This is a genomic window from Desulfoferula mesophila (genome assembly GCF_037076455.1).
GTDB classification, from domain to species: Bacteria; Desulfobacterota; Desulfarculia; order Desulfarculales; family Desulfarculaceae; genus Desulfoferula; species Desulfoferula mesophila.
In genome coordinates, this window is record NZ_AP028679.1 from 1,085,540 (window position 1) to 1,100,024 (window position 14,485).

Here is a 14,485-nt window from a genome sequence, read left to right on the forward strand (position 1 = left end):
CTAGCCTCCCGCCTTTTTCACCACGTAGTCCCAGAAGGGGTTGGCGAACAGGAGGATCATGGAGACCACGAAGCAATAGATCGCCGTGGACTCGATCATGGCCAAACCCACGAACAGGGTGCGGGTGATGGTGTTGGACTCGTCGGGCTGCTGGGCCATGGCCGCCAGGGCCTGCGCCACGGCACGCCCCTCGCCCAGGGCCGGGCCGATGGCCCCCAAGCCGATGGTGATGCCGGCGGTGGCCACCGAGATCATGCCTATGAGGCCCAAGTTATCCATTATCGTCTCCTTTCGCCAAAGCCCCCTCGCGGGTCTTTTGTTCGCGCTCTTGCTGGATGCGGGCGGCCGAGGCTATATAGACCATGGCCAGCACCGCGAAAATGTATGCCTGGATCATGCCGGTCAGCAGGCCCAGAGCCTGCATGACCACCGGAAAGAGGATGGGAGTGATGGCCAGCAGGATGGCCGCGATCTTGGTGCCGCTCATGATGTTGCCGAACAGGCGCACCGCCAGGGCCAGGGTGCGGCTCAGCTCGCCCAAAAGATTCATGGGCAGCATAATCGGCGAGGGCTGTACGTAGAGCTTCAAATACTGCTTGAAGCCCCGGCTCTGGATGCCGTAGATGGGCACCCCGATCAACACCACCAGGGCCAGGGCCGCGGTGGTGGACAGCGAGGCGGTGGGCGGCACCCAGCCCGGGATAATGGCCAACAGGTTGCTCAGGGCGATGAACAGAAACAGGGTGCCCACAAAGGGCAAAAAGGGCGCCGCGTCCCGCTGGGCTATCTCCCGGATCTGGTTGCGCATGGCAGTGACGATCACTTCCAGGAAGTTCTGCCAGCGCGAGAGCTTTCGCCCGGCCTGCAGATTGCGGGTGGCCAGCCAGGAGCCCAGGGTCAATAGCAGCATGGCGATCCAGGTGTAGACGATGGTGGCGTTCAGCTTGGCCCAGTGCCAAGACCAAAACACCAGCACGTCGGGGCTGATGTCCTTGATGCCCATCAGGTCCAGCGATTCCATCAGGCGCCCTCCGCGGCCGGGCGCAGCCGCCGCACCAAGATGAGGCGCATCACCACCACGCCCGCCACCGCCACGGCCAGGCGGCGCCAGTCCCCGGCCATGACCAGGAACAGCACCCCCAGGCTCACCCCCATGCGCAGCCCCAGGCTGCCCAGGGTGAGCAAGGCGGGGTGCTTGGAGGAGGGCAGGCGTTGCACCGTCCACCACAGCCCGTAGAAAAAGAACCAGCCCGCGGCCAGCCCGGCGGCAAAGGCCAGGGCCAGGTAAGCGGGTTGCAAGCCTTCCAGCAACATCATCCGTCCTCTTTGCTCTCGCGTTTGATCCAAAACCAGGCGTTCAGGCAGCCCACCGCCACCCCGACCACCAACAGGGTCAGGGTCCAGGAGGGCGGCCCGGGATAGCTTTTGTCCAGCCACACCCCCAGGGCCACGGCGGCCACGGTGGGGATGGCCACTGCCCAGCCCACCATGCCGAACATGCCCAGGCCGAACCACACCGAGCGCTGCTGCTCGCGCGCCTTGATCTTGCGCTGCTCCTTGACGTCCACTTCGCGGCCGAAGCGCTGGTCCTGTTTGTCCGGCGTGGGGGGCCTCATCAATTGATCTCCTGCAGCTCCAAAAAGCGGCGCACGAATCCGGCCTCGATCTTGGCCATGGCCGAGCGGGCCTTGACCTCCTGCTCGTCCAGTTCGCTGAACCGCTGGTCCACCAATTGGCGCAGATCGCCCAGCTTGTCGCCGCGCACCCCCCGGCGGGTGGAGACCAGCACCTCGGCCCCCTGCTTGACCAGTACCCCTTCGTCCAGGGCCAGAAACACCTCGCGTCCCCGCTGGTCCACGAAGTTCAGGATGCCAGGGGACAGGGCGGCCACGAAATCCACGTGACGGGGCAGCAGGCAGAAGGAGCCGTTCTCCGCCTCGGCCACCACCTTGGCCGCCTCCTCGTCCACCAGCACCTGATCCGGTAGTAGGACCTTGAGCTTCATTTGCGGGCCTCGTCGATGGAGCCGATCATGTACAGGGCGCGCTCGGGATAGTCGTCGAACTCGCCCTCCAGAATGCGGCGGCAGCCTTCCAGGGCCTGTTCCAGGCTCACCCGCTTGCCTTCCTTGCCGGTGAACTGGCCGGTGACCGCGAAGGGCTGGGTGAGAAAACGCTCAAGACGCCGGGCCCGGCGCACCACCCGGCGGTCTTCCTGGGAGAGCTCCTCCAGGCCCAGCATGGCGATGATGTCCTTGAGCTCCTCGTAGTTGGCCAGGGTGGCCCGGATATCCTGGGCCACCTGGAAATGCTCCCGCCCCACCACGTGGGGCACCAGCATGCTGCTGGCCGATTGCAGCGGGTCGATGGCCGGGTACAGCCCCTCGCTGGCCCGCTTGCGGCTGAGCACGATGGAGGCTGAAAGATGCCCAAAGGTGTGCACCGCCGCGGGGTCGGTGAAGTCGTCGGCCGGCACATACACCGCCTGCACGCTGGTGATGGCCCCGCTGGCGGTGTTGGTGATGCGCTCCTCCAGGGCGGCCAACTCGCTGGCCAGGGTGGGCTGGTAGCCCAGGCGCGAGGGCAGCTGGCCCATGAGCCCGCTCACCTCCATGCCCGCCTGGATGAAGCGGAAGATGTTGTCGATGAGCAGCAGCACGTCGGTGTGCTCCTGGTCGCGGAAATACTCGGCCATGGTCAGGGCGGCGTGACCCACCCTAAAGCGGGCGCCGGGCGGCTCATTCATCTGCCCGAAGACCATAACCGTGTTTTCCAGCACCCCGGACTCCTTCATCTCCCGGTAGAGCTCCTCGCCCTCTCGGCAGCGCTCGCCGATGCCGCAGAACAGGCTCACCCCCTGGTAGCCGGAGACCATGTTCTGGATCAGCTCCATGATCAGCACGGTCTTGCCCACCCCCGCCCCGCCGAACAGCCCGGCCTTGCCTCCCTGCTCCAGGGGGCTGAGAATATCGATGGCCTTGATGCCGGTCTCGAAAATCTGGTTGCCCGTGGCCTGGCGATCCAGGGGCACCGGCTCCTGGTGGATGGAGCGCCACTGTCCGCCGGTCTCCTGGGGCCCCAGGTCTATGGCTTGGCCGAAGACATTGAACATGCGACCCAGCACCCTGCGCCCCACCGGCACCCGGAGAGGATGGCCGGTGGCATAAAGGGACGAGCCCTCGGCCAGGCCCTGGGTGGAGGTAAGGGCCACTCCGCGCACCCGGTGTTCGTCCAGGTGGCGCACCACCTCTATGATGACCTCGCGCTCAGGCCCCGCCTCCAGCACCTCCAGGAGATGGGGCAGTCCGTGGGGGAAAAAGCCGTCCACCACGCTGCCGCGCACCGAGTCCACTAAGCCGTTGATTGGTTGTTGTGCCGCCGCAAGAGCCCGCAAGTAGTACCCCCGTAAAAATTGTTCTGCCTAGATCTTAGCAAGAAACGGCTGGGCGACTCAAAAAAGGCGGGATGGGGGTCACTATTTACAGCTTAAGCTGCGCCAAGCGAGGCGCACTGCTTTGATGGGAAGCAAAAATTAAGGCGGCAAATACCGGGTCCCATATTTCCGAGGAGACCGAGGCCAAATTAGTAGCCGATACCCTCTTATTTTAAAGGGAACGCCCTGATCTCAGGTCGAACTCTATAACAGCTTGCCATCGCGATCAGCCTCTTGGCTGGGGCCTGCCCCCACTGGAAAAAGGTGCGCGGCCAAGGACTGCTCTTGCAGCAGCCCGGCAGGCGTAAATCTTGTTTGACTTCCGGGCCGGGTCGGGGGGAAGGCGCAACCCTTGAGGTCACTTCCTATCCGCCACCTCACGTTTGCTTTCGTCCAAAACCGCTCTTACAACCCGTGAGATTTCACTGGGAACGAGGGGCTTCATGATCAGCTCGGAAATCTTAAAACCTCGGTCTGCGGCTGTGTCGAGACGCTCCGGGTAGCCAGTGCAAATTATTATGGGGATGTCCGGCCTCGCCTCCAAGACCTCCCTGGCCAACTGAACGCCGGTCATCTCGGGCATGGTGTAGTCGGTAACTAGCAGGTCATATTTGTCCGGGTTGGCGCAGATGGCTTGCAAGGCTTCCCGGGATGAAGTGAAACATGTTACCTCATACCCGAGACGGGACAGCGCCCTCTTGCCGATATCCACCAGGTCGGGCTCGTCATCCACAAAGGCGATGCTTTCGCTACCCCCTGGCGTCTCTTGGGTAACGGCAGGCTCTTCGCTGGGTGCTCCCTGGGCGACCACCGGGAGGTACACATTAAAGGTGGTCCCTCGGCCCGGCTCGCTTTCCACGGCAATAAATCCCCCATGATCCCTCACAATCCCATGCACCACGGGCAGCCCCATGCCTGTTCCCTTGCCCACGTCCTTGGTGGTGAAGAACGGGTCGAAAATGCGTTCTAAATCCTTTTCATCGATCCCCATGCCGGTATCGGTAATGCTGAGGCGCAGATAATTACCTGGTTTCAGGCCTACGTACCCACTGACGGCCACATCATCAAGATCAAGCATCTCGAGGCCCACGCCCAATATCCCATTGGAATCCTCCATGGCCTGGGCCGCGTTGGTGCAAAGGTTCATGAGGATCTGCTGGATCTGCACAGGATCGGCCAGAACCTGGCCCGAGTCGCCGGGTATTAACCTTTGTTCTAATTTTATGGTGGCGGGCAAGGTGGCCCGCAGCATCTTCAGGCTCTCCTTGATGAGCGGCACCAGATCCATGGCGACCTTTTGGTGCTCCGTCTGCCGGCTGAATGAGAGTATCTGGTAGGTCAGCTCTTTGGCCCGGGTGGCGGCATCGATTACCGTATTGATGCTTTCGGCCGCCGGTGAATCGGGCGGCAAATCATCCAGGACCAGTCCGCTATAGCCCATGATTACGGCAAGGATGTTGTTGAAGTCGTGGGCTATGCCGCCGGCCAGGGTGCCTATCGCCTCCATTTTCTGGGCCTGCCTGAGCTGGGTTTCAAGCCTCTGTCTCTCTTGCTGGGCCTTTTTGATCTCCGTGATCGGATGCGCGATGGTCGCCGAGCCCACAATATTGCCCTGGCCATCCTCCACCGGTGACACCGACAACGACATGTCGATCAAGCTTCCGTCTTTACATTTTCGGACGGTTTCTTGAATACGTGCCGCTTTTCCCTGCTTTATTGTCGCGAGTATATACTCGACCTCTCCCATACGGTCTTCGGGTATCAGCAAGGAGGTGCTTTGACCGATCACTTCGGCAGCGGTGTAGCCATATATGCGTTCCGCCGCCGCGTTCCAAGAGGTGATAACGCCGTTCAGGTCTTTGCCGAATATGGCATCCTGAGAGGACTCGACGATCGCCGCCAGGCGGTTGATGGTTTCCCGGTCTTGTATTTTTTCGGTAATGTCCTCGCCGGAACTCAGGGTGCCGGTGATGTTCCCCTCGGCGTCCTTGATGGTGGTGTTGAACCAGCGTATATGCCTTTGCTCACCGTATAAGGAGGTGACACGGCCCTCCTCGTAAGCGTGCAAATTCAGCATGCCGGCCATGATGTCGTCAAATGCAGCCCTCACGCGCGGGCGGTCATCTTCTGGAATAAAGTTTGCAAACCAGTCCCATCCTATAATTTCATTCATTTCGCAACCGAGAAGCAAACATCCTTGGCGGTTGATCATTTCAATGCGGCCGTCTTTACCCAAGGCCAAGAGTATCACTCCGGCGGTGTCCAGGTATTTCTGCGAAAGGTCGCGCTCCCTGATAAGTTCCCTTTGATAGATGATGCGCTCGTTAATGTCATGAAGATGGCCAATGATAAATTTGATGTTACCCTGCTCGTCATAAAGCACCGTGTTGCTGATTTGAACCCAAAGCGTCTCGCCGTTCTTTTTGATATATCTTTTTTCGGCTCCGGTTCTGGTCGCTTTGTTCGATATGAGTTTGTCCCAGCGTTCATGGCTGGGCTGCCTGTCATCGGGGTGAGTGAACTCATTGAACGTTTTGCCCAGCAGCTCCTGCTCCGAATAACCCAAAATGTCGCAGAGTCTTTGGTTGACTTCAATAAACTGTTGTTCGCGATTCAAAAGGGACATGCCTTCCGGTGCATTCTCAAAAACGGTGCGGAAATTCTTTTCGCTTTCGGCCAGGGCCCGTTCGGCTTTTTGTCGTTCAGACACGTCGCGGAGGATGCCGATGGTGCCGGCTATCGCGTTATCGTCGGAGCGTAGGAAATGCATGCTGATTTCAGCCGGGAAGGCGTCGCCGTTCTTGCGTAACATATTAAACTGCTGCAAGAAGTAGCTTTCACCGTAATGCCGCTTTATTTCGTGGTTCATTCGGCGGAATTCATCACGGTCGCGATAAACTAGCGAAACTTCCTTGCCTATGATCTCTTCCAAGGTGTAGCCGAATATTGCGGTAAAGGCGGGGTTGCAATCGACAATCTTGCGGTTGTTGTCTGATATTATTATGGCGTCTCGAATGCTTCGGAAAAGGGATCGGTATTTCTCTTCACTTTGGGCCAAGGCCTGTTCGGCCAACTTGCGTTCGGTCAAGTCCTGTAGCGTGCCGACGAGATGTAATACATCACCTTTTTGAGACTTGACGCTGCGTACGATGCCCTCCACCCAGGCGGTGGAGCCATCGCGGCGCACGATGCGGTACTCCCCCCGGCGAGATGGCATGCCGCCCAGCATCGTGGAAAAAGTTTGCGACAGGCGTGGCAGGTCTTCCGGGTGTATGAATTCCCGATACTCCTCCCAGGTGGGTACGCCCTGCTCCGGATCAAGACCATGGATGTGAAACATTTCCTCGGACCAGACGGATTGGTCCGCAGCCAAGTCGTAATGCCAATTGCCTACCTTGGCGATGGTCTGGGCCTCCATTAAGGCGGCTTGGCTCTCACTTAGCTTTTTCTGCAATTCATGGGGCCGCAGGAGGATGGGCTGCCCCTGGGTCACAATCGCATCGACTTCACCTCGGCGTATGACATCAAGTATTTGTTCGTATTCGGCTAGTAACTGCTCCAATTCTTCATATGCGGGTTTACGGATTTTTTTCATTTCAGCAAGCCTTCATTTTGTGCAACACGCCATCCACGTCATCCAGGTTGCCCACCACCCTGATCAAACTCCCACCCACCCCTATCAACAGGGTCGGCGTGAGAAAAATTTTGTTGTCAATGGCGGTTTGATGATCATCATATACGTCGATAATTTTTACCAGGGATTTGTCGAATTTGCTCCGTTCGACGATGTGGTCCAAGTTTTTGCGGGCCAATTGGGAATTGGCCTCGTTGCCTGCTATGAACAGACGCAGAAACTCCAAATCGGGATGGTCGGTTTGGCGTTTGTCGGTCATTGCGTTATGACCTCCTTGCCCCTTGAGCGGCCGGCGGAGCATGAAGTTCGCGCTCCTGCTCCTCACCCCTCATGTTTCCCCTCTGCTCGCGGGCGTTACGCCAGATAGCAAGCTCTTGACGGGCTTCCTCCAGTTCCGCTTCGGCCAGGGCCAGTGCGCTCTTTTCCAGATTGTCCTGGTGTTGGATGGCGACCCGCTTCAGGTTCACCTCTCTTGTCAGCTTCTCAATCCGGGATCGGCGCAAGTGGAGCTCGGTATCATCGCGTATCTCTTGTTCTTGCCGGGCGGCGCCGGTCTTGACCCCGCCGGTACCCGTGTAGATGTCGGCGAATTTAATGCCCTGGCCGGTTATGTGATATTCGCGGTATTGGTTGGAGTGGGCCATGCCCCGCGACTTGAGCACCAGCAACACCCGGTTCATCTCGCCGGCGGATTCGGAATAACGCATGAAAACCAGGGTGTCCAGCAGGGTTGAGATGCCCATGCCCGAAATCTCCTGGGCCTTGGCCAACCCCTCGATCTGATTGAGCAGAACGGTGGTGATCCCCTGGCTTTTTAAAAAGGCGATCAGGCGGGCCGCCAAGTTGAAACTGATTGTGGGGCCGCCCAGGCGGAAGAAAGCGCTGATGGCGTCCACCACTACGTGATCTGGCCGGAATGCCTTCACCTGCTCCACGATATTGATGAGATGTGATTCAGCGTCCATAGATTCGGGCATCGCCGTGTGAAACTTCAGGCCGCCCTTTTTTATGACAGGTTCCAAATTCAAGCCGGTGCCGCGCATTTCGGCCACGATGCTGGCAACGGCTTCCTCGAAGCCCACATACAATACCTTTTGGCCATTCTTACAGGCCGAGTTGGCAAATATGCTGGCTAAGGTGGTCTTGCCGGTGCCGGTCTCGCCCGCCAGAAGAATCGCCGAGCCGACGCGGTAGCCCCCTCCCAATATCGTATCCAGCACTGGATGGCCGCTGGAGACCGTTTCGGTGAGAGGCCCCCGGCCCAGATCGGTGTTGCTCAAGGCAATGAGCTTTATGCCACCATGAGTGACGATGAAGGGGTATTCGTTGCGCCCCGCGTCGGAGCCTCGGTACTTGATAACCCGCAGGCGGCGAGTGGTCAGCTCATGTTCAACCCGCTGATCGAGGAAAATCAAACAATCGGTCATGAACTCGATTTGGCCGAGCCCGGTTTGACTCTGCGACTGCCCCGCGCCCCGCGCGGTCATAAGCGATGTGAAGTTGTGGCTATCCAGCCACACATACAGCTGTATCAGGGCACCGGTTTTTTGCTCTGTGGTATTGAAATGTTGGAGCAGCACCTCGACCGAATCGAGGACAACCAGCCGGCATTTCATCTTTTTGCTCAGGCCGCCGACTATGGCCAGCAAGCTGCCCAGATCAAACTCTCCGCTGGTCTTGTGCCCGATAACGGGCCGCCCGTCGACGTAAACCAAGGTGCCCTTTTTCTCCAACTCATCAAAGTTGAAACCAAGGGAGGCCGCGTCGCGTATGGTGGCTTTTTGACTCATTTCAAAGGAGAGGAAAAGGCAAGGCTCTCCGCGAGCGGCGCAATTACCGACGATGTTCATGCACAAGGAGCTTTTGCCGGTGCCAGGGCCCCCCACCAGGGCGGTTGTGCGCCCCAGAGGAAGCCCGCCCGTCAAGACAACATCCAAACCTTGGATGCCGGTGGGCAGTTTTTTTGGGGGGCGTTCTTTGATTGTCGGCTTTGCAACGGACTTTTTCTTAGGCATGGGGGCAACACCTTCCTAAATCTTAGTCAGCGAAAGCACTGAAGTGGCCAGAGTTATTGCCGCAAAAATTATACATTATTGGCAGTGACATATGATACTAGTAGTTTTTTAATGCTTTTAAGGGGAAACTTGTTAAACGCTGGCCATCGAGGCGGCCACATGGAGACTCAGAGGCCGATGCGCGCCGTTCTCCAACAGCGTGCTAACCGAGCGGTTAAATTATAAAAAATTACCGGCCTATGCTGCATAGAACGTTGCCGCATACGAAAGTTGGGGGTAGGGCAAAGGGCCTTCGCGACCAACAGCTATTCGTGAGTATAGAAAAATCATATGTAAAAGCCGCCTTTCGTAAAGGCCCCATATGATTATATGGCAGACGAAAGTTTTTGTTAGCTTGGGACTTAAAAATGTGCTTACATTCATGTGCTATGTAAGGGGTTGAAGGGAGGGGCGAGATATTATGTTTTTAGATCGTGAAATAAATTTCAGCGAAAGGATATTGGTCGTTGATGATGATCCTTTAGTTTTGGATTTTCTTTCAAAGGCCATAAAAAATAAATACGATCTCATCGTTGCCAACAGTGCCAAAGAAGCGCTGGATATTCTAAAAGAGCGCGGCCCCTTTGCTGTGGTCATAAGCGATTTACGCATGCCGGAAATGGACGGCATAACCTTTTTAACCCTAGTAAAACAACGATGGCCGCAGGCTGTACGAATATTGTTCACCGGCTTCGCCGATCTGCAAGCGGCTACCACGGCAATCAATACGGCACATATATTTCGTCTTCTTACTAAGCCGGCCCGGAATATAGAAATAATTGAAACTATCAACGAAGGCCTCAAACAGCACCGATTGTTGGTTGCCGATGAGGCGCAGCTTATTGAACGAGAGCACCAGCTTAGGATGGCATTGCTGAGTTTGCCCTTCCCGGCCATGATTCACGCTGAAGATGGTCAAGTAATATTGATGAATAAAACATGGGAAGATCTCAGCGGCTGGAAATCATCCGATATATCAAGTATTAAGGATTGGTATGAAAAAGCCTATCGAAGAAATTGGCAAGAATTTAGCGGAAGCATTGAAAAAATCTTTTTTAGACAAAATAGTGAAATCTACAATGATACCAAAGTATATACCAAAGATGGAAAAACGTTGATGTGGGACTTCAATTCCGCCCCATTCGGGGAAATGTCCGATGGTAAGAAAGTTGCGATATCGATAGCATCCGACGTTACTCAGCGCCGAGCCATGGAGGATGACCTCTCCAGGGCCCGGCAAGTGTTTGAAAATGTACCCAATGGAATATTAATAACTAATTCTGATGGAGTGATCATAGACGTTAACCCGGCCATGTGCGAGACCAGTGGTTTTTCGCCGGAAGAGCTTATCGGGGAAACCCCCAAAATATTTAAATCCGGCCGTCACGATAAAAATTTTTATAAAACCATATGGCATTCCATGAATAAGGACGGATCGTGGCGGGGCGAGCTTTGGAATCGACGAAAAAACGGGGAAATTTATCCAGCGTGGATTACCATGTCACAAGTGGATGGCAGTGGATATTCCGACAATACTGAGCCGGTATTCGTGGCGATAATCACCGACATCAGCTCACTGCACGAGGCGCAGGAGCGCATAGAGTATCTTTCCTATTATGACGCGCTTACGGGGCTACCTAATCAAGAAAACATGCGGATTATTTTGGAACAGGCCTTGGGCAATATTGGACGCCAAGGCGGCCATGTTTTGGCGGGCTATTTAGACTTAGATGATTTTAAACTAATAAATGAGTCAAAGGGCCATGAAACAGGCGATAAACTATTGGTGCAGGTTAGCAATCGCCTAATGGGTTGTGTTAAGGACCGCGGTACAGTCATACGCTGGGGGGCTGATCAATTTGTCATTATCGCCACCGTGAATGATGGTGAAAAGGAGGCTTTGCAGTTTGGCGATGAGTTGTTGGACTCATTAAAAGAGTCATTTGAAATCGCCGGTGATGCGGTATTCGTATCCGCCTGCGTTGGCCTTAGTTTATACCCTAGAGATGACAGCAGTCCTAATACATTGATCCAGCATGCAAATATTGCTATGAACGAGGCCAAGAAAAATGGCCGAAATCAATTCCGACTGTTTTCTGATCCAATGAACCAGCGAGTCGTTGAACGGCTGGCCCTTGAGACCGAAATGCGATTCTCCCTGGAAAACAATGAGTTTGTTCTGGATTATCAGCCATTAGTAGAGCTAAGCACCGGCAGGGTGAGAGGTGTAGAGGCCTTGGTGCGGTGGCAAAATCCCAAGCGTGGTCTGATGATGCCGGATTCTTTCTTACCGGTTGCCGAAAAATCTGGCCTGATTATACCGTTAGGTTTTTGGGTATTAGAAGAATCATGCAGGCAGATCAAGTTATGGGAAAAGCAAGGCATGAGTGTCGAAAGGGTCGCAGTCAATCTTTCAGCCCGCCAAATGTGGGAAGAAAACATTGTGGATTCGGTTGCCGATATAATCAGCAAAACAGGGTGTAGATGTGATCAAATAGAACTAGAACTGACGGAAACCGTCTTGATGAGCTCGGTGGAAAAAACTGTCAAGATTTTGAGCCATTTGGCTGAATTAGGCATCGAAGTGTCCATGGATGATTTTGGTACTGGCTATTCATCACTTTATTATCTGCGAAATTTGCCGTTTCATATTATCAAGGTCGACAAGTCCTTTGTGGATGATTTACCACAAGATGCTGGTAGCGTTAGCCTTATTTCCAGCATTATCGCTTTCGCGCACGGTTTGGGAAAGAAGACCGTGGTTGAGGGTATCGAAACCCAGCAACAGTTAGAGTGTGTACATTCGTTGGGCGGCGACGTTGCGCAGGGCTATTATTTTGCGCGCCCCATGAATCCGCAAAAAATCGGCAAACTTTTAGCGTCCGGTCCTACCCCGTTTTCGCATATGTTGCCTAAGTGAGGGTGCTGATACTTAACCTTCAAACTGATTCCCCGGGCCGAGGCAGCTAAACCAATAAAGAAATTGCTTTTCGATATTTCTCTAGTGGTTTGTGCCAACTGGAATCATTTCAGCCCTGATAGCGGATTTGGCGTCGAAGGTTTGCGCCGGAGTGAAAAGCAGCTCGCTAATGCCTGACAATTCGCTTGTGCCACCGATGAAGGCCGGGCGGAAGCGGATAACTAAAGGCCCATCAGTTCTTATCCATTGCGGCCGCCTTCAATAAAAGCCAGCAATCGCGCTGTGAACATAAACCTCATCCGGATTCCAGCCCTCATATATGTTGCTTGAGAAAAACGCCAAAACTGGGAGCCAACGATCTTGACCCCCCTGTGTGGTTGGCAAGGGGCAACTTCAAAAAGAAGCGTCCTTGATTGATTGGGATATCCTGCTTATGCCAGCGCAAGATAGGAGGAAAGGTTGAAAGCGGGCAATCAAAAAAAACACACCGTCTCGACTAAAGGTGTAAGGCTCTTATTTTTTATAATATTTGTATCTGTCGGGACCATATTGGCAGGGATAATAACTTTTATTTATCAGCTTGAAACTGAAGGCTATTTTGAGCGGCTCAAGGAACATGAAAGCTTTGCCGTCAAGGTCAGTAGCCAACTTACCGACAAAATATTTGAGGACGTTACAGCCGATTTAAAATACTTATCGCAACAGCAAGCAGTACTCGATTTTTTTAAGCATAACCAAAAGCAAGATTTGGAAATCATAGCACAAGACTTTTTCACATTCTCCAAAGTTAAAAACAAGTATGATCAGGTCCGCTTGTTAAACGCACAAGGCATGGAGATAGTACGGGTAAATTATGACCGAGGCCATCCCGCCATAGTTTCGCGAGATCAATTGCAAAATAAGGCGAAGCGCTATTACTTCGCGGATACCTTTGCCATGGGAAAAGGTGAGGTGTTTGTTTCTCCTTTTGATTTGAATATAGAAAACGGAGTTGTAGAAAAGCCTCTTAAACCAATGATTCGTTTCGGAATGGTGGTGTTTGACCCGGAGGGGAATAAGCGTGGGGTGGTTTTGTTGAATTACCTGGGCGATAGATTGTTGAAATTGCTTGAACAGGCTGGCAAGGCCATGTTTGGACAACCACTGTTGCTCAACCGCAAAGGCTATTGGATTATGGGGCCCCAAAAATCCGACGATTGGGGGTTCATGCTGGCCGGTCGGGAAAATAAAACCATATACAACCGCTTCCCCGTTTCTGCGGCTACCATTTTGAGCCAACACAGTGGTCAGCTTTATAACAAAGAGGGTATGTTTTCATTTGCCAATATATACCCTTTAAAGGTGGGCCAACAGTCAAGTTGCGGAGCGGCCGCTGCCTTTGAACGAAGTACGGAAGGCCTGACGGCTGAACAATACCACTGGATACTCATCTCTTATATGAGCCCCGATAATGTAAAAGCGTACTCTTTCGGACTTTTGACCAACTTAGCGATTTTAGGATCGGCGTTATTTTTACTCACCGCATTGGCGAGTTGGCTGATTGCCGGTGCGATCGTTCGTAAACGCCTTTATCGCGCTGAATTGTACAAAATGGCGCACTTTGATGAACTCACGAAGCTGCCCAACCGTGCATTATTTTATGACCGCCTGAATCAAACATACGAAACCTGCAAACGTTATGACCGCTCCTTCGCGCTCCTCAATATAGACCTGGACGATTTCAAGAATGTCAATGATTCCCTGGGGCACGGCGCAGGCGACATGCTATTGAAAGAGGTGTCTGGGAGAATGCTGGGAATCGTGCGCAAGTCAGACACCGTGGCGCGAATGGGCGGTGACGAGTTCATGATCATCTTGGCCGAGTTGCCTGGGCCGCAAGCCGTCGAAGCGGTGGCTCAAAAGCTCCTCGACTCTTTGACCAAGCCAGTGGTGCTGGATGGCCAGCAGGCTCAGGTTGGGGCGTGCATAGGATCGGCCATTTATCCCGACGACTCCACTGACCTGGCTCAACTTATCAAAATGGCAGACATGGCCATGTACGCATGCAAGGCGGAGGGCAAAAACATGGCTAAAACCTACTCTTCCTTGAGCCGATAGACTCCCGCCTCGGTCATGATGGCTGTGAAGCCTTTGACGGGCCGCGGCCGATTCCGCCGCAACGGCATCCGGCACGCCCGCCAGGGTCCGGTGTCCTGATCCGCCCAAGGCGTGGACAGCGTTCACCCCTCCTCAGCCCCCCATAGCCTTCGCTTACCATGACGCGCCCTCTCCCCCGGCGGGCAGTGGCCCTGTAACCCTCCCTTAAAATAGGGCCAGTTTGAGGTAGAGACTTCTGGCAGACTGAGGTCTGCAAGGAGGACTCTTCACGATGCGCAGGACCAGATTCAGCGAAACTCAGATCGTCAAAATTCTGAAAGAGGTGGAAGGGTGTTTGGTGTCAGAGCC

At 54.6% G+C, this 14,485-nt stretch carries 11 protein-coding genes; 2 read left to right on the forward strand and 9 right to left on the reverse strand.

The annotated features are described in order from the left end of the window. The 9 genes from AACH32_RS04700 to kaiC all read right to left on the reverse strand — a co-directional run bounded on the left by AACH32_RS04700 (position 1) and on the right by kaiC (position 9,081). On the reverse strand, positions 1-279 hold the full coding sequence (locus tag AACH32_RS04700) for a F0F1 ATP synthase subunit C (protein WP_338605619.1): 279 nt from the start codon (positions 277-279) through the stop codon (positions 1-3). Further along, positions 272-1,003 carry a F0F1 ATP synthase subunit A gene (locus AACH32_RS04705; protein ID WP_350341563.1) on the reverse strand — a complete coding sequence of 244 codons (732 nt, stop codon included), beginning with the start codon at positions 1,001-1,003 and terminating at the stop codon, positions 272-274. Before AACH32_RS04705 ends, AACH32_RS04700 begins: the two co-directional genes overlap by 8 nt. A 17-nt stretch (positions 1,004-1,020) precedes the next feature. Next, on the reverse strand, positions 1,021-1,317 hold the full coding sequence (locus tag AACH32_RS04710; protein ID WP_338605621.1) for an N-ATPase subunit AtpR: 297 nt from the start codon (positions 1,315-1,317) through the stop codon (positions 1,021-1,023). Continuing rightward, positions 1,314-1,616 (reverse strand): AtpZ/AtpI family protein, encoded by a 303-nt coding sequence (locus tag AACH32_RS04715; protein WP_338605622.1) that lies wholly within the window; start codon positions 1,614-1,616, stop codon positions 1,314-1,316. The genes AACH32_RS04710 and AACH32_RS04715 overlap by 4 nt, the downstream gene beginning before the upstream one ends. Then, positions 1,616-2,005: a F0F1 ATP synthase subunit epsilon gene (locus tag AACH32_RS04720; protein WP_338605623.1), complete on the reverse strand. Its 390-nt coding sequence runs from the start codon at positions 2,003-2,005 to the stop codon at positions 1,616-1,618. Before AACH32_RS04720 ends, AACH32_RS04715 begins: the two co-directional genes overlap by 1 nt. Then, on the reverse strand, positions 2,002-3,393 hold the full coding sequence (gene atpD / locus AACH32_RS04725) for a F0F1 ATP synthase subunit beta (protein WP_350341538.1): 1,392 nt from the start codon (positions 3,391-3,393) through the stop codon (positions 2,002-2,004). Before atpD ends, AACH32_RS04720 begins: the two co-directional genes overlap by 4 nt. Positions 3,394-3,790: 397 nt before the next feature. Further along, positions 3,791-7,027 (reverse strand): PAS domain S-box protein, encoded by a 3,237-nt coding sequence (locus tag AACH32_RS04730; protein WP_338605625.1) that lies wholly within the window; start codon positions 7,025-7,027, stop codon positions 3,791-3,793. Between the two features lies 1 nt (position 7,028). Next, complete coding sequence (locus AACH32_RS04735; RefSeq protein WP_338605626.1) at positions 7,029-7,325, reverse strand: circadian clock KaiB family protein; 297 nt, start codon at positions 7,323-7,325, stop codon at positions 7,029-7,031. Between the two features lie 4 nt (positions 7,326-7,329). Then, on the reverse strand, positions 7,330-9,081 hold the full coding sequence (gene kaiC, locus AACH32_RS04740; protein ID WP_338605627.1) for a circadian clock protein KaiC: 1,752 nt from the start codon (positions 9,079-9,081) through the stop codon (positions 7,330-7,332). A gap of 460 nt (positions 9,082-9,541) precedes the next feature. On the opposite strand from kaiC, the gene AACH32_RS04745 reads away from it, so the two are divergent. Beyond that, positions 9,542-12,040, forward strand: a complete 2,499-nt coding sequence (locus AACH32_RS04745; protein WP_338605628.1) for an EAL domain-containing protein — start codon at positions 9,542-9,544, stop codon at positions 12,038-12,040. A 459-nt stretch (positions 12,041-12,499) separates the two neighbouring features. Then, entirely contained in the window at positions 12,500-14,137 is a 1,638-nt protein-coding gene (locus AACH32_RS04750; RefSeq protein WP_338605629.1) for a sensor domain-containing diguanylate cyclase, read from the forward strand. Positions 14,138-14,485: the final 348 nt, after the last annotated feature.